This window comes from Streptomyces sp. NPDC028289, from assembly GCF_055565975.1.
Genome location: NZ_JBVHTI010000009.1, coordinates 439188 through 461057, shown reverse-complemented (window position 1 = coordinate 461057; position 21870 = coordinate 439188). Strand labels below are relative to the sequence as shown.

General features: G+C 72.0%; 20 protein-coding genes. 12 read left to right on the top strand and 8 right to left on the bottom strand.

Annotation, left to right across the window (positions count from 1 at the left end; genetic code table 11):
* The first annotated feature begins 305 nt into the window (after positions 1-305).
* The 3 genes from ACZ4UV_RS41875 to ACZ4UV_RS41865 all read left to right on the top strand — a co-directional run bounded on the left by ACZ4UV_RS41875 (position 306) and on the right by ACZ4UV_RS41865 (position 4073).
* On the top strand, positions 306-1109 hold the full coding sequence (locus tag ACZ4UV_RS41875) for an alpha/beta fold hydrolase (RefSeq protein WP_467845332.1): 804 nt from the start codon (positions 306-308) through the stop codon (positions 1107-1109).
* Between the two features lie 90 nt (positions 1110-1199).
* Positions 1200-2441 (top strand): MFS transporter, encoded by a 1242-nt coding sequence (locus ACZ4UV_RS41870; protein WP_451018499.1) that lies wholly within the window; start codon positions 1200-1202, stop codon positions 2439-2441.
* Positions 2442-2465: 24 nt separating this feature from the next.
* The gene (locus tag ACZ4UV_RS41865) at positions 2466-4073 is read left to right on the top strand and encodes an FAD-dependent oxidoreductase (protein WP_451018500.1); all 1608 of its coding nucleotides are present in this window, start codon (positions 2466-2468) and stop codon (positions 4071-4073) included.
* A gap of 482 nt (positions 4074-4555) precedes the next feature.
* Here ACZ4UV_RS41865 and ACZ4UV_RS41860 read toward each other — a convergent pair whose 3' ends face one another.
* Entirely contained in the window at positions 4556-4795 is a 240-nt protein-coding gene (locus ACZ4UV_RS41860; RefSeq protein WP_451018504.1) for a twin-arginine translocase TatA/TatE family subunit, read from the bottom strand.
* On the opposite strand from ACZ4UV_RS41860, the gene ACZ4UV_RS41855 reads away from it, so the two are divergent.
* The gene (locus tag ACZ4UV_RS41855; RefSeq protein WP_467845509.1) at positions 4730-5059 is read left to right on the top strand and encodes a class I SAM-dependent methyltransferase; all 330 of its coding nucleotides are present in this window, start codon (positions 4730-4732) and stop codon (positions 5057-5059) included. The two genes, ACZ4UV_RS41860 and ACZ4UV_RS41855, sit on opposite strands and share 66 nt — an antisense overlap.
* A gap of 88 nt (positions 5060-5147) precedes the next feature.
* Here ACZ4UV_RS41855 and ACZ4UV_RS41850 read toward each other — a convergent pair whose 3' ends face one another.
* Together ACZ4UV_RS41850 and ACZ4UV_RS41845 are read right to left on the bottom strand one after the other, a co-directional pair.
* Positions 5148-6716 (bottom strand): MFS transporter, encoded by a 1569-nt coding sequence (locus ACZ4UV_RS41850; protein ID WP_467845325.1) that lies wholly within the window; start codon positions 6714-6716, stop codon positions 5148-5150.
* On the bottom strand, positions 6713-8149 hold the full coding sequence (locus tag ACZ4UV_RS41845; RefSeq protein WP_467845323.1) for an MFS transporter: 1437 nt from the start codon (positions 8147-8149) through the stop codon (positions 6713-6715). Before ACZ4UV_RS41845 ends, ACZ4UV_RS41850 begins: the two co-directional genes overlap by 4 nt.
* A gap of 137 nt (positions 8150-8286) precedes the next feature.
* On the opposite strand from ACZ4UV_RS41845, the gene ACZ4UV_RS41840 reads away from it, so the two are divergent.
* On the top strand, positions 8287-8928 hold the full coding sequence (locus tag ACZ4UV_RS41840) for a TetR/AcrR family transcriptional regulator (protein ID WP_451020984.1): 642 nt from the start codon (positions 8287-8289) through the stop codon (positions 8926-8928).
* 216 nt (positions 8929-9144) lie between these two features.
* On the opposite strand, the gene ACZ4UV_RS41835 is transcribed toward ACZ4UV_RS41840, so the two are convergent.
* Positions 9145-9609, bottom strand: coding sequence for a MarR family winged helix-turn-helix transcriptional regulator (locus tag ACZ4UV_RS41835; RefSeq protein WP_451020983.1), 465 nt, complete (start codon positions 9607-9609; stop codon positions 9145-9147).
* A gap of 147 nt (positions 9610-9756) precedes the next feature.
* On the opposite strand from ACZ4UV_RS41835, the gene ACZ4UV_RS41830 reads away from it, so the two are divergent.
* The gene (locus ACZ4UV_RS41830; protein WP_451020982.1) at positions 9757-10242 is read left to right on the top strand and encodes a DUF2269 family protein; all 486 of its coding nucleotides are present in this window, start codon (positions 9757-9759) and stop codon (positions 10240-10242) included.
* Between the two features lie 282 nt (positions 10243-10524).
* Complete coding sequence (locus ACZ4UV_RS41825) at positions 10525-11985, top strand: FAD-dependent monooxygenase (RefSeq protein WP_451020981.1); 1461 nt, start codon at positions 10525-10527, stop codon at positions 11983-11985.
* 78 nt (positions 11986-12063) lie between these two features.
* On the opposite strand, the gene ACZ4UV_RS41820 is transcribed toward ACZ4UV_RS41825, so the two are convergent.
* Together ACZ4UV_RS41820 and ACZ4UV_RS41815 are read right to left on the bottom strand one after the other, a co-directional pair.
* Positions 12064-12996: a zinc-binding dehydrogenase gene (locus tag ACZ4UV_RS41820; RefSeq protein ID WP_451020980.1), complete on the bottom strand. Its 933-nt coding sequence runs from the start codon at positions 12994-12996 to the stop codon at positions 12064-12066.
* Between the two features lie 2 nt (positions 12997-12998).
* Entirely contained in the window at positions 12999-14519 is a 1521-nt protein-coding gene (locus tag ACZ4UV_RS41815; protein ID WP_390035000.1) for an MFS transporter, read from the bottom strand.
* A 298-nt stretch (positions 14520-14817) separates the two neighbouring features.
* Between ACZ4UV_RS41815 and ACZ4UV_RS41810 the strand changes: the two genes are divergently transcribed.
* The 4 genes from ACZ4UV_RS41810 (at position 14818) to ACZ4UV_RS41795 (ending at position 19287) form a co-directional block, all read left to right on the top strand.
* Positions 14818-14994 carry a hypothetical protein gene (locus tag ACZ4UV_RS41810; protein ID WP_451020979.1) on the top strand — a complete coding sequence of 59 codons (177 nt, stop codon included), beginning with the start codon at positions 14818-14820 and terminating at the stop codon, positions 14992-14994.
* A gap of 7 nt (positions 14995-15001) precedes the next feature.
* Positions 15002-17314, top strand: a complete 2313-nt coding sequence (locus tag ACZ4UV_RS41805; RefSeq protein WP_451020978.1) for a TOMM precursor leader peptide-binding protein — start codon at positions 15002-15004, stop codon at positions 17312-17314.
* A gap of 189 nt (positions 17315-17503) precedes the next feature.
* Complete coding sequence (locus ACZ4UV_RS41800; protein WP_390034997.1) at positions 17504-18655, top strand: sensor histidine kinase; 1152 nt, start codon at positions 17504-17506, stop codon at positions 18653-18655.
* A gap of 119 nt (positions 18656-18774) precedes the next feature.
* Positions 18775-19287: a flavin reductase family protein gene (locus ACZ4UV_RS41795; RefSeq protein ID WP_451020977.1), complete on the top strand. Its 513-nt coding sequence runs from the start codon at positions 18775-18777 to the stop codon at positions 19285-19287.
* Positions 19288-19359: 72 nt separating this feature from the next.
* On the opposite strand, the gene ACZ4UV_RS41790 is transcribed toward ACZ4UV_RS41795, so the two are convergent.
* Complete coding sequence (locus ACZ4UV_RS41790) at positions 19360-20283, bottom strand: MBL fold metallo-hydrolase (RefSeq protein WP_451020976.1); 924 nt, start codon at positions 20281-20283, stop codon at positions 19360-19362.
* Positions 20284-20389: 106 nt separating this feature from the next.
* Here ACZ4UV_RS41790 and ACZ4UV_RS41785 point away from each other — a divergent pair, with 106 nt between their 5' ends.
* A complete protein-coding gene (locus tag ACZ4UV_RS41785) occupies positions 20390-21025 on the top strand; it encodes a response regulator transcription factor (RefSeq protein ID WP_351498608.1) in 636 nt (211 codons plus the stop codon).
* Between the two features lie 36 nt (positions 21026-21061).
* Here the strand turns inward: ACZ4UV_RS41785 and ACZ4UV_RS41780 are convergent, their stop codons facing one another.
* Positions 21062-21691 (bottom strand): hypothetical protein, encoded by a 630-nt coding sequence (locus ACZ4UV_RS41780; RefSeq protein WP_390034994.1) that lies wholly within the window; start codon positions 21689-21691, stop codon positions 21062-21064.
* Positions 21692-21870 lie beyond the last annotated feature (179 nt).

Sequence of the window (21870 nt, the reverse complement as noted above, 5' to 3'; positions counted from 1 at the left end):
AGTGCGGGCTGACGGCCCCGGCGCGCGGGCTCTCGGCACCGAAGGGCTTCGCCGACGCCGGCCTGGCCGCCCCTGCCCCCCGGGACGGTTCGCCTGCTGGGCGGCATCCCCGCGCCTGAGGCTCTGCCGGCAACTCGATTTCGCCGACGGGCATTTCGCCGGTGCGTATTCACGCTTTGCACGAAGGCGTGCTTGACAACAACGGAATCGGTGCCCGGATTTCTGTTCAGTGCTCGTCAAGTAGGCGGCTTTACGCTGACCCGCGATCACCACTGAGAACACCGGATACCGAAGGGTATACATTCATGACGACAACTCGCCGGGGGCTGTTGGCCGGATCCGCCGCGGTCGTGGTGGGCGCCGCACTCGACGCGCCCGCCGCGCAGGCCCACACCGGAAGCGGCAGTGGCAGCGGCCAGAAGCCCACCATGGTACTCGTGCACGGCGCGTTCGCCGACGCCTCCGGCTGGAACGGGGTCGCCTCCCGGCTCATCCGCGACGGCTATCCGGTCATCGCACCGCCCAACCCACTGCGCAGCGTGTCCTCCGACTCCGCCTATCTGGCCGGCATCCTCGCGACCCTCAGCGGCCCGATCGTCCTCGTCGCGCACTCCTACGGCGGGATCGTCGTCACCAACGCCGCGACCGGCAACCCGAACGTGAAGGCGCTGGTCTACGTTGCCGCGTTCGTGCCCGATCAGGGGGAGACACTGCTGGGCCTGCAGACGAAGTACCCGGGAAGCAGACTCGGCGAGGAGGCGCTGGACTTCCGTCCCTACGGTGAGGGACTCATCGACGGCTACATCAAGAAGGAGCTCTTCCACGACGTGTTCGCCGGGGACCTGCCGAAGGCGACCGCCGAGTTGATGTGGGCAGGCCAGCGGCCGGCGGACGTGCGCACCCTCGGGGAGCCGTCCGGCGCCCCGGCCTGGAAGACCATTCCGTCCTGGTACCTCGTGGGCCGCGACGACCAGGTACTGCCTCCGGCGGCGCAGCGGTTCATGGCGCGCCGGGCCGGCGCACACACCTTCGAGGCCGACACCTCGCATGTCGCGATGATCGCGCGGCCCGCGGCGACGGCCGCCCTCGTCAAGCGCGCCGCGCGCTGACACCGCCGAGCCGACGGAGCCGGGTGCCTGATCCCCGTCCCGCACCGGCCCGTACGCCGTCCAACCGACCCTCCTGCCGAGGACGAGACGATGCATCAGCACGCATACGACAGTCAGTGCGCCGCCGAGGAGAAGCGGCACACCACCGCGAAGTCGCCCATCAGGAATCCGAGGCTGACGTTGTTCGCACTGGCGTTGGGCACCTTCGCGATCGGCGCCGGCGAGTTCGGCAGCAACGGCATCATCCAGCTGTTCGCGTCCGATCTGGAGGTGTCCGTTCCGGTCGCGACCTACGCGATCACCGCGTATGCCTTCGGGGTGATGATCGGCTCTCCGGCCATCACCCTGCTGGCCGCCCGGGTCAACCGGCGCACCCTGTTGCTCGGCCTGATCGGGCTGTTCCTGGTCGGCAACGGGCTCTCCGCCCTGGCGCCGGACATCGTGCTGTTCGTCGTCTTCCGGTTCGTCGCGGGCAGCGTGCAGGGTGCGTTCTTCGGCGCCGGGGCGGTCGTCGCCGCGTACGTGTACGGGCCGGGCCAGGGTGGCAAGGCGTTCGCCACCGTGATGGGAGGACTCACCGTCGCCACCGTCGCCGGGTCGCCGCTCGGCACCTTCATCGGCCAGCACGCCGGCTGGCGCGCCCTGTACGGGACCGTGGTCGCCGTCGGCCTGCTCGCCGGAGCCGCCCTGCTGGCCTGGCTGCCGCGCACCGACGACCTGCGCGGCAGCTCCCTCACGGGCGAACTGGGCGCCCTACGGCGGCGGGACGTCTGGCTGATGGTCACCGTCGCGGCGCTCGGCATCTCCAGCATTTTCGCCGTCTACACGTTCATCGGCCCGTTCGTCACCGACGCGGCGCTGCGGGATGCCTCGCTCATCCCGGTCGCGCTCGCCGTCTTCGGCCTGGGCATGGCGGTCGGCAACCACGTCGGCGGACGTGTCGCCGACCGGTACGAGAACCGCGGTCTGGTCCTGGGCTACGGCGGTGCTCTGGCGTTCCTGGCCCTGATCGGCGTGGCAGGCGACAACCTGGTGGTTCTGCTGCCCTGCCTGTTCGGCGTCGGCGCGACCATGATGTTCGCCATCCCCACCATCCAGGTCCGGCTGACCGGGTTCGCCCCGGACGCCCCGACCCTGATGGGAACGCTCAACCTGGCCGCCCTCAACCTGGCCAACTGTCTCGGCGCGATCGGCGGCGCGGTCGCCCTCGACGCCGGCTGGGGGACCCTGTCCACCGTGTGGGCCGGCTTCGTCCTCACCACCGCGGGTCTGCTCCTGTACGTCACGACCGTCGCCCGGGTGAGGCCGGCGCCCGTTCCCGTCCGCGCCTGAAACAGCCCGACTCGGAGGAATCACGTGAACGACGGTGCGGCAGAGCGCGGGCCGGTCCTGGACGACGAACAGTTCCGCCGGCTCGCCGAGTACGGTGAGGTGGAGCACGCCGAACCCGGCCGGGACCTGTACACGTCCGGCGACGACACCTACGACTTCTTCCTGCTCCGGTCGGCGACCGTGGACATCGTCCGGGACGCGACGGCGATCGAGCCGGAGCGCCTGATCTACCGGGGCGGCCCCGGAGACTTCCTCGGCGAGCTCAACCTGCTGACCGGTCAGCACGTCTACCTGACCGCCCGGGTGGTGATCGCCGGGACGGTCGTCCGGATCCGGTCGGCGATGCTGCGCCGGGCCCTCGCCGAGCAGGTCGACATCGCCGACACACTGATCGAGGCGTTCCGGGAACGGCGCGAGGTGATCCGCGGGGCGGCAGGCAACGCCCTGGAGATCGTCGGCCGGTCGTACGCCGCGGAGACGCTGGAACTACGCACCTATACGGCGCAGATGCTCCTGCCGAACTCCTGGCTCGACGCGGCCTCGGACCCCGGGCGCTCGCTGATGAGACGGGCGGGGCTCGGCGAGGACGACCTCCCGGCCGCGATGGTCAACGGTGCGCTGCTGAGGCGCGCGACGCCCAGAACTCTGGCCGAGGTGCTCGGTCTCACCTATCGAGCCGACGGGCGCCCGGTCGATCTCGTCGTGGTGGGCGCCGGCCCGGCGGGTCTGGCCGCCGCCGTGTACGGGGCGTCCGAGGGTCTCGTCACCGTACTGCTGGACCGCGCCGGGCTCGGCGGCCAGGCCGCCAAGAGCGCCCGCATCGAGAACTACCTGGGCTTCCCGCACGGAGTCAGCGGCGAAGGCCTGACCCGTCTGGCGATGGTCCAGGCGCTCAAGTTCGGGGTACGGATCCACTCGCCCTGCGCGGTGGCCGGCCTGGACCTCTCCGAGGAGCGACGACCGGCCGTCGTGCTGGAGGACGGCACACGCATCCGGTGCCGTGCGGTGATCGCCGCGACCGGGGCCCACTACCGCCACCTCGACCTTCCGCAATGGACGACGTTCGAGAAGACCGGTTGCGTCCGGTACGCCGCGACCGAGCTGGACGTCCGAGGCTATGAAGACCAGCCGGTGACGGTCGTCGGCGGCGCCAACTCGGCCGGGCAGGCGGCCCTGTCCCTCGCCGCCCGTGGTGCGACGGTGGATCTGATCGTCCGCGGCGCCGATCTCGGAGCCCGGATGTCGTCGTACCTGACCGACCGGATCCGGGCGCATGCGCGGATCCGGGTCCGCACCGGCAGCACGATCCGCGAACTGGGCGGCGACGACACCCTCGCGTCGGTCGTCGCCGAGAGATCCGACGGGCGGCGGGACCGGCTGGCCTGCCGCGCCCTGTTCTGCTTCATCGGCGCCGACCCGGTGTCGGGCTGGCTGGACGGCGTGGCCAAGGACCACCACGGCTTCGTCCTCACGGACAGCCGGTCCGGTACGGCCCTGCCGTTCCAGACCAGCGCGCCCCGGGTCTTCGCGGTCGGCGACCTCCGCGCGGGCTCGACGAAGAGAGTGGCCACCGCCGTCGGCGACGGCGCCGGCGCGGTCTCCTCCGTCCACGAGGCACTCGCCGACGACTGACACGCCCCTCTGCCACCGCCGGGACGATCGTTGACGGTCGCCGCATCTCCTCGCGGTGCGCTGCCGGCCACGCGCGCGCGGGTGGCGACCTCGGCCCGACGGAAACCCGGAGGGGACTTCGCGGACGGCGTGCGCAAGGGGTGACCGTGCGGCCGTCTCTGCGAAGAAGCTGCCCGAAACCGCTCGCGGGTGACGCGAGGCACATCCTCGGAGTGAGGCCAGGGCCGTGCGCCGCACTCGTCGCGGGTGCGGTGGTGGGTGCAGCGGGGCGAAGAAAGGCGGAGTCCCACAGTCGCGGTCGGGGCGTTTCGTCGTGGACGAGGGCATCGACCGAGGCTTGCGGAGTGAGAGGGCAGCCCGCAGACGGCATACGGAAGACGAGGGTGCCTTCATCGGACCTCCCGGTCTCTGGCGTGCAGCGGGGCGACCGCCGACCGGGACTCCCGTCCCACCTGTGACCACCGGCCGTCTCACCCGCATGGTCACTCGGCGACGGTGCCGGACACCACCCGGCCGGACCCGTCGACCGGGTGGTGGGATTCCTGCTCCTCGACCGCCCGGGCCTCGCTCTTGAGGATCCGGGTCGCCTTCTCCGCCGAACGTGTCAGCTCGGGCAGTTTCCTGATTCCGAGGACCACGATGGCGACCAGGAGGGCATCGCCGAGTCCCTCGACCTGCCGGACGACTCGTTCGACGCCGTCGTCACCAGCCTGATGCTGCATCACCTGCCGGAGGGGCTCCGCCCGGCGGCCCTCCGCGAGATGCGCCGCGTCCTGCGGCCCGGCGGACGCCTGCCGGTCGTGGAGTTCCGGCCGCACAGGAGCCGCCTGGGCCGCCACCTGGTGCACGGCGGAGTGGGGCACGTCATGTCACACAACCGCGTCGACCTCCTCGGCGACCTCGTCACCGACGCGGGCTTCGAGATCCACGGCCACGGCGACGTACGCCCCTGGCTGACGTACGTTCAGGCGGCACGTACGCGGTAGTGACAAGGCGTCGGCTCGCTCCTCTCGCACCGGAGCCCGCCGCGGTGGCCGTGCCCGTGCGAGGCTCGGCGGCCCCGGCCACCTCCGCTCACGTCCCGGCCGGCGTCCGGGGAGTGTGGACCTTGTGGCGGACGAAGAGCGCCGCCGGCACCGCCATGACGATCAGGACGACTCCGCCTATGACGTTGCCCAGGTGCACGGCGTCGGTGAAAGCCCTCGGTACGGCCGTTCCCACCACGCGAGCGAGGGATGCGGGGAGGTCCGTCCCGCCGCCGCCGTGTGACACACCGTCCACGATCCGGTCCGCCTGCGGTGCGGGGATTCCTGCTTCGAGGAGACGGTCGTGCAGGTTGCGGGGGAAGCGGCTGGTGACGATGGTTCCGAGCACGCTGGGGCCGAGCACCGTTCCCAGCTGACGGGCCATGTTCACCGCTGCGGCCGCCATGCCCTCCTGCTGGGGCGGGACACTGTTGACCGCGGCAGCCGTCGAAGGCGCCGTCAGCAGGCCCGCGCCGACGCCCGCCACGAGCAGCCCGGGCCACATCGCGCCGTAACCTCCCGAGGCATCGGTCGCGAGCAGCGCGAGAGATCCGGCCCCGATGAGGACCAGGCCCGCGGTGATCAGGGGTGTGAGGCCGATCCGGTGTACCAGCACCCGGGCGGCCACGACGGTGACCAGGAGGAACGTTCCGAACAGCGGCAGCAGGCGGACACCGACGTCGAGGGGGCTGGTCTGTCCCACCCGTTCCATGTAGAGCACGCTGAGCAGCGCGACCCCGACCAGTCCGAAGACGCTGACGGCGGCCACGCCCATGACGGCCGAGAAGGAGGCGCTCCGAAAGAGCCTCAGGTCCAGCATGGGGTCGGGGTGACGGAGCTCCACGCGTACGAACAGGAACAGGGATACGGCGAAGACGGCATACGCGGCGATGATCGGAGCCTTGGCGTATCCGTCGGCGCCACCCTGGATGATCGCGTAGGTGGCGGAGGCCGTCATCACCGTGCCCAGGACCAGACCCGCGAGATCGGGCCTGCGCGTGGGGTGCCGGGACTCGACCACGAAGACGGGGGCCAGCACAAGGGCCGTGCCGGCGATGACGATGTTGGCGAGGTAGACGGCGTGCCAGGAGAAGTGTTCGAGCAGGGCTCCCGCGAGGATCGGGCCGATGGCCAGGCCCACTCCGGAGCACGCGGCCCAGATGCCGATCGCGGCGGTGCGCTCGTGCGGGTCGGGGAAGGTGGCACTGACGATCGCCAGGCTGGTCGGCAGCACGGCCGCGCCGCCGAGGCCCGCGATCGCCTGTGCGGTGACGAGCATTCCGGCGCTGTCGGCGAGAACGGCGACCACGCTGCCGGTCAGGAAGACAGCGGCACCCAGGCTGAACACCCGTCGTCGCCCCACGAGGTCGCCGAAGGTCCCCGCGGACATCACGAAGCTCACGACGGCGAGGCTGTAGGCGCTGGTGACCCATACCAGCGTGCTCGCGGTGACGTGCAGATCGCTCTGTATGTCGCCCAGGGCGGAGATGGTGGAGGTGACGTCGACGAAGGCCATCATGACGCCGAGACAGACCACCAGGAGGCCGAGCCGACGGCTCCGTCCTGTGACGGGGGTCGTGGCGGTGGCGGCGGCTCGGGCCGGAACGGACGCTGTCATCGGGCCGTCACCGACCTCTTCTGGGACACGCCCAGCGACACCACGGCCGCGGCGGCCATGAGGGCCATCGTGACCCACCACGCGTGACGGTAGGTGCCCAGAGGGGCTCCGCCGGAGGCGGTGCCGAGCATGGCGACCAGGATGCTGATGCCGACGACCGAACCGATCTGCGTCGACATGGTCACGATGGCACTGCCGGTGGCGGCCTGCCCGGGACGCAGACCGGCCGTCGCGGAAGAGACGACGGTCGGGAGCGCCAGGCCGGCGCCGAACCCGAAGAGCAGCCAGCACGGGAGGACTCCGGTGGCGTAGTTCGGGTCGTTGTGCAGCAGACCGGCGAAGAGAAGGATGCCGGCAGAGGCGATCGCGCTGCCGGCCGCCGCGATGACGCCGGCCGGGATCCGGAACCGGCGCTGGAGGGTCTCACTGAGCGTGGCGGCCACCGCGAAGCCGATCGGGCCCGGAAGACTGGCACATCCGGTCTTGATGGCGGAGTAGTGCCAGTGGCTCTGCAGCCAGAGGATCGTCGACAGCAGGAGGCCGGCGAACGAGGCGAGTTGCAGCATGCCGGCGAGGTTCGCCGAGGCGAAGATCCGGTCCCGGAAGAGGGAGAGGTCGACCACGGGAACCTGGTGCCGTGACGAGCGGAGCAGGAACCCCGCCAGCCCGACCACCGACACGGCCAGCGACGTGACGACCCGGGTGTCCGACCAGCCCCAGTCGGGTGCCTTCACCACGCCGAGGGCCAGGGCGCCGACCATGACGATCAGCAGGACGCCGCCGAGCAGGTCGGGGATGCGGGCGTCCTGCTCGTGCTTGACGTTGGCCACGAGCCGGGCGGCCAGCACGATGGCGAGCAGTCCGACGGGGATGTTCACCAGGAACAGCCACCGCCAGGAGATCTGGACCAGCAGCCCGCCGAAGATCGGTCCGCACACCCCGGACAGCGACCCCGCGGTGAACCAGACCTTGACGTACCGCTCGACCTTGTCCGCGGGGGCGCTCGTCAGCACCAGACCGAGGCTGGCCGGGGTCAGCAGGGCGGCGCCCAGTGCCTGGAGGGCACGGAAGACGACCAGCACCCACACGTCGCCGGACAGGGCGGCCCCGAGGCTCGCCGCCACGAAGACGGCCATGCCGATGAGGAAGCCGCTCTTGCGCCCGAAGCGGTCGGCGAGCCGCCCCGCGGGCACGAGGAGCGCGGCGAAGACGATGGCGTAGCCGTTGAGCACCCAGCTCAGGTCCGACAGGGAGGTCGAACCCAGGCCCTGCCCGATGTTCGGCAGGCCGACGTTGGTGATCCACACGTCGAGCTGGCCCAGGAAACTCGCCATGGCCAGCACGGCGAGGATGAGGGCCGGGCGGGCCTTCGAGGAGCCTCCGCCTCCCGCCCTCGGTGTTCGCGGCGGGGCCATCTGATCTTGCGAAGACATGCGTCTCATCCGTTCTGCGGGATTCGCGGGATGCCGGGAGCGGCGGACACCAGAATTCTGGACCGCTGTGTCAAGAACCGTAGAATTTTGTGGAACGGAATGTCAAGAACGTTTGTGCGGCCTGTAGGCTGTGGTTCATGGGGCGCCCACCAGGATTCGACAGGGACAAGGTCGTACAGGCCGTCGAGCGGCAGTTCCGCCGTACCGGGTACGCCGGTACCAGCGTGGACGACATCGCCAAGGCCGGCGGGCTGGGCCGCGGCAGCCTCTACGCCGCTTTCGGCGACAAGAGCAAGCTGTACCTGCAGACGCTGCAGGCGTACTGCGACCGCACCGAGGCCGCCTGGGCGGCCGTGCTCGAAGGTCCCGACGACACCGCGCTGGAGCGGCTGCACGCGTATCTCGTGCAGTCGGCGCGGTTCGTGCACGAGGACCCCGACGGGCTCGGCTGCATGGTGACCGGCTTCGTCGTCGAGGGGACCGGCCACGATCCGCAGGCCGACGCGCGCGTCAAGCGGGCCCTCGGAAGAATCGAGGACGCGCTGACCGGGTGCGTTCGGGCCGCGCAGCGGCAGGGCGACCTCGATCCCGAGGCGGACGTCCCCGGAGTCGGCCGCCTGCTCATGGCCGTCAACCGGGGCATGGAGGTGCTGGCCAGAGCCGGGTCCGACACGGCCACGCTGGAGCACGTCGCCGATCAGGCGTTCGCGGGACTCCCGCTGACGGCGCAGGGCCGCTCCCGGTGGGCGCTCCGTCCGGTCTCCTCCGGCGCTCTCTGAGCTCCGACGCCTTCCGGGCGGTGCCCGCCTGAGGGGTGGCGCGCCGCGGACGTCGGTGTTCCACGGTGAACGACTCGATGCAGGTCAGAGCCCCGTGCGGTGCGTCCCGCAGGGGTGTGGACCCGTCGGCCGCCTGCTCCGGAAGCGCTCCGCCCCGGAACGCGGCGGCGAGCGGCGGGCGAGCGCGTCCGGGTCGGCCTCCGGCCTTCCCTTCTGTCAGGAGCGGCTCGGCGCGTCGGCGCGCAGGCTTCTGGCCAGGAGACGGTGCAGCAGTGTGCCGAGGTCGGCCTGCTCCTCGGCCGTGAGCCCGTCGAGCAGCGGGGTTTCGACCGAGCTGACGGCATGGTCCATCTCGTGCAGCAACCGGCGGCCCGTGTCGGTGACGCGCAGTTCGGCGGTGCGGCCGCGTCCTGCCGGAGTCACGCGGTGGACGGCGCCGGCCTGCTCGAGCTGTCGCACGGTGGCCTGCATGCTCTGCGCGGTGACTCCCGCGCGGCGCCCCAACGCGCTGTAGGAGAGCCCGGGTTCGCGCGAGAGGTGTCCCAGGGCGCTCAGATGCCGCAGCGACAGATCCTGGGCCTCGAGGGCGCGCTCGACCTCCTCCCGCACGATCCGCCCCAGGGCGATCAGCAGCAGAGCGGGGCGCCCCGGGGGAGGGCGCTCGGCCGGGTCACTCGTCACCTGTCCCACCTTCCAGGGCCGGATGCCGGCAACCGGCAGCTCTGGGCTCTCGACAGAGGAATGCTATCGTCGGGCGAGTTTAAGGCAGACTGAAACTATGCGCCCGATGCCCCACCCGGCGTGCGCGCGACAAGAGGAGACACCGCCATGGCCACATTCCTGCTCAGCGTCCACGTGCTGGCGGCGATCCTGCTCATCGGGCCGGTCACCATCGCGGCGAGCCTGTTTCCGCGTTACGCGCGCCAGGCACTGGCCGACGGACCCGAGCGGCAGTCGGCCACGGGCTCGGTCCAGCTGCTGCACCGGATCTGCCGGGTCTACGCGGTGGCCGGCATCTCCGTCCCGATCCTCGGTGTCGGCACCGCCCAGGTGATGGGCGTGATGGGCAGCGCCTGGCTCATCGCCTCCATGGCGCTGACGGCGGTGGCCGCCGTCCTGCTGGGCATCGCGGTGCTCGGCACCCAGGACGCCGTGGTCACCCAGCTCGACAGGCCCGAGCGGGCGTCGACCGTCACGGAGTCCCTGATCGCCAGGCTGCCCAGGCTGTCGATGATCACCGGCATGTTCGCCCTCGTCTGGCTCGTCGTGGTGGTCCTGATGATCGTCCGCCCCGGTTCGACGACAGGCGCGTGACGGCTCGGTCGCGGCTCGGGGACGGCGACCGTGACCACGGTCAGTTGACCCCCGCTGCTCGCCGACGAGGAGGACCTGCGGACCGCGCTCGGCAATGTCGGGCCCGGCGGCGGTCGCCCCCGTCCGCGGTCGCCCCGGCGCGGGAAGTCGTTTCGAACTCCGGCTCGACCCGCCTCAAGTCAGTCTCCAGCGGGCCCCGGGACGCTGCGTGAGCACGTGTCATGGGAGGTTCCGAATCAGGGGCCGGCGCCGTCGGGCGGGCGGTCCTCGGGAGGGTGACGGATGACGGACGTGGCGATCGTGGGTGCGGGGCCGACCGGACTGATGCTGGCGTGCGAACTGCGCCTGGCCGGTGCCGAGGTGGTCGTGCTCGAGGCGCTGCCGGAACGCACGGGGCACTCCAAGGCGCTCGGGCTGCACGCCCGTTCGCTGGAGGTCCTGGCCCAGCGCGGGATCGTGGAGCGGTTCCTGGCCGAGGGGCATCCCAAGGTGCCGGTCGGGCACTTCGCGGGAATCCGCAAGCTCGACTTCGAACGATTCGCCGGCGACCACCCGTACATGCTGCGCATCCCGCAGGCGGACACGGAGCGCCTGCTGGAGCAGTGGGCGCTGGAACTCGGTGTCGAACTCCGTTTCGGTGCCCGGGTGACGGGCCTCGCGCAGGATGCGTCAGGGGTCGCGCTGACGGTCGAGGGAGCCGAGGGGGCGTATGTCCTGCCGGCGGCCTATGCGGCAGGCTGCGACGGCGGGCACAGCACCGTGCGCGAGCTGCTCGGCGTCGGCTTCCCCGGCACGCCCACCACGCTCACCGCGATGGTCGGCGACGTCGAACTGCCCGGCCTGGACCAGCCGGTGACCGGATCCATGCCCCGGCACACGAACGGCGTGGCCATGCAGTTCCCGCTCGGGCCGGGCCTCTACCGGGTGGTCACCGTCGAGTTCGACAAGGTCACGGACCGGGACGCACCCCTCGACATCGATGTGCTGCGCACCGCCTACCGGTCGATCGCCGGCACGGACTACGGTATGCGCGGCGCCCGTTGGCTGTCCCGGTTCGGGGACGCGACCCGCGAGGCGGCGCAGTACCGGGTGGGCCGGGTGTTCCTGGCCGGGGACGCCGCGCACATCCACTTCCCGGCCAGCGGCCAGGGGCTCAACCTCGGCATCCAGGACGCGGCGAACCTCGGCTGGAAGCTCGCGGCCGTCCTCGCGGGGCGCGCGGGAGAGGAACTGCTGGACACCTACCACGAGGAGCGGCACCCGGTCGCCGCCGCCGTGCTGCACAACACCCGGGCCCAGGTCGCCCTCATGGAGCCGGGCGACAAGGTGGGCGCGCTGCGCGAACTCTTCGACGTGCTGCTGGACTTCGACGAGGTGCGCGACTTCCTCACCGGCATGGTCAACGGCCTCGACGTGGTCTACCCGGCGTCCGGCGACCACCCGCTGGCGGGTCGCCGGGTGCCCAACGCGGTGCTGAAGACCGAGGACGGCGAACGCCGTGTCCACGAGCTGCTGCACGGCGGGCACGGCGTCCTGCTCGACCTCTCCGACGGTGCACCGGCTCTTGCGGCCGGGTCGCGTCGGGCCGCGGTCGACACCGTGCGCGCCCGGGCCGACGAACTCGGCGCCGGTGCCCTGCTGATCCGCCCCGACGGCTATGTCGCCTGGGCGGCCCCGGCCGGCGAGGTGACCGGTGAGGGCCTGGAGCCGGCGCTGACGAAGTGGTTCGGGGCGACCGGCTGAGGGGTGGAGGCACAGCGGAACGGGCGGGGCGCCCCGGGGGAAGTAGGCGCCCCGCCCGCGTCGGAGGAGGACAGGCGGTCACGGCAGGACCAGTACCGCCTTGCCCCGGAAGGAGCGTGCCGCCAGGGCCGCGAACGCCTCGGCGGTCCGCTCCCACGTGTCGCGCAGACCGATGCGCGGTACCAGACGCCCGTCGGCGATCAGGCCGACGAGGATGGCCAGGTCCTCACCCTTGGTGTGGTCCGGGATCGGACTGACCAGCCCCATCACCTTGCTGTTGGGCGCGTATCCGGCGAAGTCGAGGATGCGCACCTGGGACGGGCCGCCGATGTTGCCGTACAGCACGGTCGTCGCGCCCGGCGCCATGCGGTGCAGCACCTGCGGCAGGAGCGGCCCCCCGATGCCGTCGAGGGCGAGGTGGAAGGGGCCGGGAACCCCTTCGGCGTGCTCGGCGAGCGAGGTCACCGCGCGGTGGGCGCCGAGTGCGCGCACCTCCTCGGCCCGCTCGGGGCGGGTCACGTGCGCGGTCACCCGCGCCCCCGACGCCACCGCGAGCTGCACCGCGAACTGTCCGACGCCGCCGCTCGCCCCGGTGACCAGCACGTCCCGGCCGAGGAGCGCACCGCCCGCCCGCAGCGCCCGCAGCGCGGTCAGACCCGCGACCGGAAGGGTCGCCGCCTGCTCGAAGGAGACCTCGTCGGGCAGTACGGCGGTCCGGTGGCCGGCGATCGGGATGCGCTCGCACCAGCCCTCCCAGTCCATGTAGGCGACCACCCGCTCGCCCACGTACGGACCGGTGCCGTCGGCGGCGGCCCGCACCACGACACCGGCGGTGTCCTGGCCGGGGCGCCAGCCGTGCGGCCTGCGCCGGACGAGGTTGGCCTCGTCGTGGTTGAGGGAGAACGCGCGGACCTCCACCACGGCCTCGTGCGGGGCCGGGTCGGGCTCCGGCAGACCGTCGGTCAGCCGGAGGCCGCCGGGGGCCGTGGGGTCGGTGACGAAACCGCGCACGGTCAGGCCTTCGCGGGGGCGACGTCCCCGGGGGACGCGTCGCTCGCCGCCCGGGCCTCGGCCGCCGATGCCGCCGCGGCCCGCACCAGCACGGTGACCAGGGCCGTCATCACCAGGATCAGACCGAGCGCGATCCAGGCGGCCAGCTCGGTGGCGCCGGCGTACGCGCCGGCCCCGGCGCGATCGCCGAGCTTGGCGAAGAAGATCGCGCCCAGCACGGCGACGCCGGTCACGCTGGCGAACTGCTGGGTGGTGGACAGCATGCCGGAGGCGATGCCGGCCTGGGCGGGCTTGACGCCGGCCATCGGGGCACCGATCAGGGAGGGCAGGATGAGGCCGTTGCCGATGCCCATCAGGGCCGTGGAGACCAGCAGCACCGGCTGGGAGATGCCACCGCCCTGGACCTGCAGGCCGACGGCGGTGATCAGGACGCTCACGGCGGTGATCAGCGAGCCGATGGTGAGCACCCGCAGGCCGTGCTTGGCGACCAGGCCCTTGCCCTTGAGCGAGGCGACCATGGCGAGTACGGCGGTCGGGGCGAAGACCAGGCCCGCGTGGAGCGCGCTGAAGCCGAGGCCGGTCTGGAGCATCAGGCTCAGCACGAAGATGTAGCTGGTGAAGAAGGCCATGAAGGCCGCGTTGATGGCGAGCCCGGCGTTGAACACCTTGCTGCGGAACAGCGTCAGGTCGAGCAGCGGCTGTCCGCCGGTCCGGGCGAGCCTGCGCTCCCACAGCAGCGCGGCCGCCATCGCCGGCACCGAGGCCACCAGCAGGATCCAGGCCCACAGCGGCCAGTGGTACTCGCGGCCGAGGACGAGCGGAACCAGTGCCAGGGCGAGCGATCCGGAGATGCCCAGGATGCCCAGGGCGTCGAGGCCGGGGCGGCGGCCCGAGGCGGTGGTGGGGAGCAGCCGCAGGGCGAGGGCGATGACGACGATGCCGATCGGGACGTTCACGAAGAAGATCACGCGCCAGCCGAGGCCGAACAGGTCGGAGACCAGCAGCAGACCGCCCAGCACCTGTCCGCAGATGCCGCTGAGCCCGCCGGTCACACCGAACCAGGCCAGCGCGCGCGGCCGCTGCTCGGCCGGGAACGTGGAGGTGATCAGGGCGAGCACCTGCGGCACCATGGCGGCTGCCGTCAGCCCCTGCAGCATCCGGAAGACGACGAGCTGGGTCGGGTTCTGTGCCAGGCCGCAGAGCACGGAGGCGACGGTGAAGCTCGCCATGCCGACCAGGAACATGCGCCGGTAGCCGAAGAGGTCGCCCATGCGGCCACCGAGCACCAGGCCGGCCGCGTAGGTGAAGACGTAACCGCCGACGACCAGTTCCAGGGCCGCCTCGCCGGCGTGGAGGTCCGCCTGGAGCGAAGGGATCGTCACGTTCACGACGTTGCCGTCGAAGCCGTACATGAAGAAGGCGGCCAGGATCACCGGCAGCATGCGCCAGTTGTGCCGGTCCGTGGCACTCGGTGTGTCCCGCGTCTCCGTGGCGGACATCGTGCTCACCTCGTCCGTTCTCATCGGTTCGATGTTCATCGATCAGGTTGGTAGTCATCGAACAGTACGATCGCTGTCGATGTCCTCGCAAGTGCAACGGACGGATGTCGCCACGCGCCGAACGGCCAAGGCCCGTAGGGAGAATGGCCCCGCGGGACGTGCGGGACTCCGGCGTTGCGCGAAGACGTGAGAAGTTCATGGTCCAAGACGTGACGGCGCCACTGCCTTCTGCCGCCAAGGCTTCGCAGAATCCCTGTCAAAGGCGTCGGACGACCGTCATCCGGTCGGCGAGGCCGTCATCCGGTCGGAAAGGAAAGCAACCATGCAGCACTCTCCGCGCACTCCCCACGGCGCCGAGGACCAACTCCAGGCAACGGATGCCGTGCTGACGGTCGAGAACCTCGACCGCCCCGACCTCGGGGGCGTCGCCCTGTTCGGCGTATGCGTCCGCGTCCTGCCCGCGGTCGACGGAGCCGCGGCGGCCGGGCACACGGAGTGATCCGGGCGTGAGCGAGGTACGGGGGGCGGAGCGGGCGCACACGGCCGACGAGGAGGCGCCCGTCGGTTTCAAGCGTCATCTGCGCAGCGTGGTCGTACCGGGGGAGGCCGTCTATCTGCTCTCCTCCGAGAGTGTGGTCGCCGTCCGCGGGCCGGCGGCCGAGGTGGTGGCGCCCCTCCTCGACGGCACCCGCACCCTCCCCGACCTCCAGCGCGCCGCCGCGCCGGAGCTCGCTCCCGAGCAGAGTGCCCGGGCGGTGCGCGCCCTCACCGAGGCGGGACTCGTCCGCGGCCACACCCCGTCGCGCCTCGACCCCGCCGCCCAGGCGTACTGGGACCACGCGGTCCCCGACGCCCGCACCGCGGAAGCCAAACTGACCGCCGAAGCCGTACGCGTCGAGGTCCTGGACGCGCCGGACGCCGTCGGTGACGCCGACCGCGCCGCTCTCGCCGCGGCCTGTGCCGGTGCGGGGCTGCGGGTGGCGGCCGACGCGTCGGACACCGAGGCCCTCGTGCTCGTGGTGTGCGAGGACCATCTCGATCCCCGCCTGGGCGAACTGGACGTGCGCCTGCGCTCGGACGGCGTGCCGTGGCTCCCGGTGCGGGTGCACGGGCCCGAGGTGTGGATCGGTCCCGTCCTCGGCGCACCCGGCCCGTGCTGGTCCTGTCTGGCACAGCGGCTGCGCACTCACCGCCGCTCCGAGGCACCGCTGAGGCGCGCCCTCGGCACGGACGCACCGGCGGCCCGGCCCGGCGCCTCGCTCCCGGCCACCAGGGCCCTCGGCTTCCAGCTGGCGGCCCTCGAAGCCGCCCACCGGGTCGCCGGTCTGCGCGACCCGGCCCTGCCGGACCTCCTCGCCTACGACACGCTCACGCGCCGCACCACCCTGCACCCGGTGCGCAGACGCCCGCAGTGCCCCGACTGCGGGGACCCGGGCATGGTGGCCCGACAGGTACGCCGGCCGTACGTACCGCACCCGCGTCCCAAGACGGCCGTCGAGGGCAACGGCCACCGTGCACTGACGGCGCACCGGATGCTGGAGAAGTACGGCCACTTGATCGGACCCGTCAGCGGTGTGGTCAAGGAGCTGCGGCGCGACCCGCGCGCTCCCGGCTTCGTCGACTGCTATCTGTCCGGCCACAACCTCGCCACCGAGGCGCACACCCTGGCCGGGCTGCGCGCCGGACTGCGCGCGCTCAGCGGGGGCAAGGGGCTCGACCCGGCCGAGGCGCAGGTGAGCGCGTTGTGCGAGGCCGTCGAGCGGTACAGCGCCACCCGGCACGGCGACGAGCCCGTCGTCCGCGACACCTACCGGGCGCTCGGCGCCGACGCGATCCACCCCAACGCCTGCCAGCTCTACGACGAACGGCAGTTCCGCGACCGCGACCGCTGGAACGCCCGCGCCGCGCACTTCCAGTACGTGCCCGCGCCCTTCGACGAGAACCGGCCCGGCGAGTGGACCCCGGTCTGGTCGCTCACCGCCGGCCGGCACCGGCTCCTGCCCACCTCCCTGCTCTACTTCGATCCCAGGGACTTCGACGGGGGCGGACTGCGCGCCGATTCGAACGGCAACGCCGCGGGCGGCAGCCTGGAGGACGCCGTCCTCCAGGGATTCATGGAACTCGTCGAACGCGACGCCGTCGCCCTGTGGTGGTACAACCGCACCCGCCAGCCTGCCGTCGACCTCGACGCCTTCGACGCCCCCTGGGTGCGGCGCGTGATAGACGGCTGTCGTGCCCTCGGCCGCGAGACCTGGGTCCTCGACCTCACGACCGACCTCGGCGTGCCCGCTCTCGCGGCCGTCTCCCGGCGCGTCGACAAGCCCGCCGAGGACATCCTGTTCGGATTCGGCGCCCACTTCGACCCGGCCGTCGCCCTGCGGCGCGCCCTGACCGAACTCGGCCAGATGCTGCCCGCGGTGGCCGGGGCGCGCCCCGACGGCACCGGATACGCCGTCGACGACCCCGAGCCGCGCACCTGGTGGCGCACGGCCACGGTCGCGGGCCGGCCGTTCCTGCGCCCGGATCCGGCCGCCGCGGCCCGCACGCCCGCCTCCTGGCCCTACACCCCGCGCACCGATCTGCGCGACGACGTCGCGGCAGCGGAGGCGCTGGTGGCCGAGCGGGGCATGGAACTGCTCGTCCTGGACCAGACCCGGCCCGACATCGGCCTGCCCGTCGTCAAGGTCCTCGTGCCCGGACTGCGCCACTTCTGGGCCCGGTTCGCGCCCGGACGCCTGTACGACGTCCCCGTCACGCTGGGCCGGCTGGACACGCCGACCGCATACGAGGACCTCAACCCGGTGCCCCTCTTCGTCTGAACTCAGGCCTTGGGAAAGCGTGTTGCATGCACGCCACAAAGGCTGCCTATAGTTGCAGGCCGAAATGGTTCGACCACCTGGGGGAGGGGTGCCGTGTCGCACAGCGTTGATCCTCGTCGAACCGGCACGGACTCGACGCAAGGGTCCTCGGCATCGACAGGCAACCCGCTCTTACAGCAGGCGACGGCCGTGCAGCCGGGTATCGGGGACATCCCCGCGCCACGCGTGGCCCGCGGCATCCTGGTCGCCGTGCTGCTGTCGTACCTGTTGATCACGGTGCTCAACCTGTTCCGGCAGGACATTCCCGCGAGCGACGAGGCGGGCGGCGTCGCCGGACTGGCGGCGGTCTTCGTGCTCCAGCTCTGGCACTCGGCGCCCTCGGCCCGGCAGCGGTCCGCCCGGCGCAGAGCGCTCACGCTGAGCCTGCAGGGCCTGGTCACCTATCTGCCGCTGCTCGTCTACGCGTCGGAATGGGGCGGCATGGCGGGATTCCTGGCCGGATCGCTGCTGCTCCTGCTGCCCGGGCCGTACAACTGGGCGGCGTACGGCCTGGTCGGGCTGAGCATGCTCGTGCAGCCGGTGCTGGTGGGCAGGTCCCTGCTCGACAGCGTCTACCTGTGCGAGTCGACGCTCCTGACCGGGCTGGTGGTCTTCGCCCTGACCAGCCTCGCCGAACTCGTGGTCAGGATGCACACGGCCCGTCAGGAACTCGCGCGGATGGCCGTGATCGAGGAGCGCATGCGGTTCTCCCGCGACCTGCACGACCTGCTCGGCTACAGCCTGTCCGCCATCACCCTCAAGGGCGAGCTCATCCACCGCCTGGTACCGGCCCACTCGGAGCGCGCCCAGTCCGAGATCACCGGAATGCTGGAGATCTCCCGCCAGGCCCTGGCCGACGTCCGCACCGTCGCCAGCGGCTACCGCAGGCTCTCCCTGGCCGACGAGGCGGCCTCCGCGCGGTCGGTGCTGGCCGCGGCCGACGTCAGCGTGGACGTCATGGTCGCCGTCGCCGACCTCGACGTCCGGGTGGAGACCGTCCTCGCGACCGTCCTGCGGGAGGCCGTCACCAACGTGCTGCGCCACAGCAAGGTGCGCAACTGCGAGATATCCGCGCGCATGGCCGACGGAGCCGTACGGCTGTCCGTGCTCAACGACGGTGCCGACACCCACCGCCGGGACTCCTCCCCGGACAGCGGCAGCGGCCTCGACAACCTCGGCACCCGGCTGGGCGCGGTGGGCGGCACCCTGGCGGCCGACCGTCTGGACGACGGGCGGTTCCGGCTGGAGGCCGTCATCCCCGCCCGCCCGGCCGGGGTCGCGGCGGTGCACCGGGTCGGCTGAACACCGCCGGCGCCCGGGTCGAGCTCCCGTCCAGCGGGGCTCCACCCGGGACACGGAAGCTGCGAAGGGCTCTCAGCCAGGGCCGCAGACAACCCGATCCCGATTGGCGGTGCAGTGGAATGGCGGTGGACGCCCAGCGCTTCCGCGAGCTCTTCGGTTCCTATCCCACCTCGGTCTCCGTCGTCACGACAGTGGACGCGGACGGTACGCCCCGCGGCCTCACCTGCAACGCGATGACGGCGGTCTCGGCCGCGCCCCCGATGCTCCTGGTGTGCGTGGACCGCAACTCCCAGTCCCTGCCGGCGCTCCGGCACTCCGGCGCCTTCGTGGTGCACGTCCTCGCGGAGAACGGCCGTACGGCCTCCGACGTGTTCGCGAGCAAGGCCGACGCCAAGTTCGAGGGACTGCGCTGGCGCCCCGCGGCACTGGCCGGCGGCGCGCCCGTGCTGGCGGACGTCGCGCTCGCCCACGCCGAGTGCCGCATCGTGCAGCATGTCGAGGCGGGTGACCACTGGATCCTCGTGGCACGGGTGGAGGCGGCCGAGGTGTACCGGCGCAGGCCCCTGCTCTACCAGCGCGGCACCTACAGCGTCTGGCACCAGGAGACCGAAATGGCGGCGACGCACGGCTAGCCGACGGACCTGCCGAGGGCCCCGCCGGTGGTCGGCGGGGCCCGGTCGTGCGGGGCGGGTCGGCTGCCCGGGTCAGGCGTGACAGGCCGGCAGCCGGCCGTGGTGCTCGATCATCTCCTCGAAGAGCGCGCCGATGTCCATCGGTGCGCCGCGCCGGGCACCGCGCACCTCGGCGTAGGCGCGGTGCAGGTTCGGCACCAGACGCTCGGAGTCGAGCAGTTCGGCGTACTCGCCCAGGTCCGTCTCGCGTGCCACCTCCAGCGGGCTCAGGCCCGCCGCGTCGCCTTCGACGGCCAGCTCGTGCACCCAGCGCAGGTACGACTCGGCGACGTCGAACACCTCCGGACCGCACACCGGGCCGTGCCCGGTGACCAGGGTCTCGGCGCCGAACCCGCGCAGCCGCGCGATCGCCTCCAGCGAACCGGCCACCGAGCCCATCGGGCAGAACGGGGTGACCCCGGCCATCACCAGGTCGCCGGTGAACAGCACCCGCTGCGCGGGCAGCCACACCACGGTGTCGTTCGTCGTGTGGGCCGGCCCCACATGCACCAGCTCGGCCTCGATCCCGCCCACATGGAGCGTCAACCGGTCCCGGTAGGTCACCGAGGGCGGATCGAGCACCAGGTCGCCCCACTCGACGTCCGGCCACAGCCCGGTCAGGTGCAGCCCCGCCTCCGTCATCTCCGTACGCGTGCGTTCGTGGCCCACGACCACCGCGCCGGGGGTGAACACGTAGTTGCCGAAGGTGTGGTCGCCGTGGAAGTGGGTGTTGACGACGTAGCGCGGAGCGTGCGGGGTGACGGAGCGCACGGCGTCCCGCAGTGCGAGCGAGCGGCGTTCGGTCGCCGCGGTGTCCACCAGGGCCGTCACCCCCTCCCCGGCCAGGATGCCGGCGTTGTTCAGACACCACCCACCGTCCGGCTGCACATAGGCGAAGACCCGGTCGGCGACCTCCTGCGTACGGGGCGGCGCGAGCCGCTGGACAGGCGCGGTCATCAGAACTCCAGACGTGTGTGGACTGTCGGGTACCTCACACTGCACACGCACAGTCGAGTACGACCGGAAAACTGACTTGAGTAGGATTCGGGTCACGCTTGCGATCATGAAATGGGGGAGCATGAAGGCGGGCAAGATACGACTACTGTTGGCCGAGGACATGCACATGGTGCGTGGCGCCCTGGCCGCACTGCTCAGTCTGGAACCGGATTTCGAGCTGGTCAGCGAAGTGGAGCGAGGGGACGAGATCGTGCCGCAGGCGATGCGGCAGCGGCCCGACGTGGCCATCGTCGACATCGACCTGCCCGGCGTCGACGGTCTGACGGCCGCGCGCGAGCTGCGCTCGGCACTGCCCGGGTGCCGGGTGCTGATCCTCACCAGCCTCGGTCGCCCGGGGACCCTGCGACGGGCCCTGGACGCCCAGGTCTCCGGCTTCCTCCTCAAGGACGCGCCGCCCAGGGACCTCGCCGAGGGAGTGCGCCGGGTGCACGCCGGGCACCGGGTCATCGACCCCAAGCTCGCCCTGGCCGCCTGGGGCGCCTCGGAGGACCCGCTGACGGCACGGGAGTCGGAGGTGCTGAGGCTCGTCGCCGAGGGCGCGGAGGCGGCGGAGATCGCGGCCCGGCTCCATCTCTCGGTGGGCACCGTCCGCAACTACATCACCGCCGCGGTGACCAAGCTCAACGCGCGCAACCGCCTCGACGCCGTGCGGATCGCGCGGGACGCGGGGTGGCTCATCTGACGGGGCCCGGTGGCCGCCGGGCGGGCGCGGGCCGGTTCAGCAGACCACGTCGGCACCCACCAGGTAGGCCAGGATCTCCTCGGTCACGTCGCGGCGCAGGGAAACGGCCGCGGCTGCCTCCCGGACGTCCAGCGGCCGGTGCAGGGTGGCCACCAGGGCCGTGGCCTCCGGGCGGTGCAGTCGCACGCGGTGCGCGGAGCGCGGGGAGGCCAGGACCGGCTCGCCGTGTTCCCGGCGGCACACGACGCCGGGCGCGAGCCGCACCCGGACCTCGCCGGACGGCCGCGCCGGACGGAACGCGGCGGAACCGGCCGAGCAGTACACGGACAGCAGCGGGCCGCGCGGGTCGTCGTAGCCGAGGGTGTGCACCACGAGTTCCGCGATGCACCGCAACGACCACATCAGTTCGGCCACTTCGCCGCAGCTGCCGCTGTCGCCCGGCCGCACCGGCACTCCGGTGAGGTTGTCCAGCCGCACCGGCCCCAGCGTCATCCGGTCCAGCGCGTTGCGCACCAGCAGCCCGGGCCGGTACAGGCTCCTGACCTCCGTGCCGCGGCGCAGCACGACGGACCCGTCGGCGCGGCCCTCCACGACGACCTCGTCGAGCAGGGACCACAGGGGGAGCGTCAAGGCGTCGGACGTCCGGGTCTCGGTGATGTCGGGCATGTCATCTCCTAGTCGGGCGCCCAAGTCCGACGAGTGTGGATCAGAGCGTGCCGCGGGGGCAGTGAGCTGTTCAGCCTCCGGGTGTGAATTCCTCATATGAGCAATTCCCGTCGCAGATCATGAGGAACGGTCTACGGCCGGGATGCCGATCGGTGCGAGGCTCCCGGCAAGATGGATGC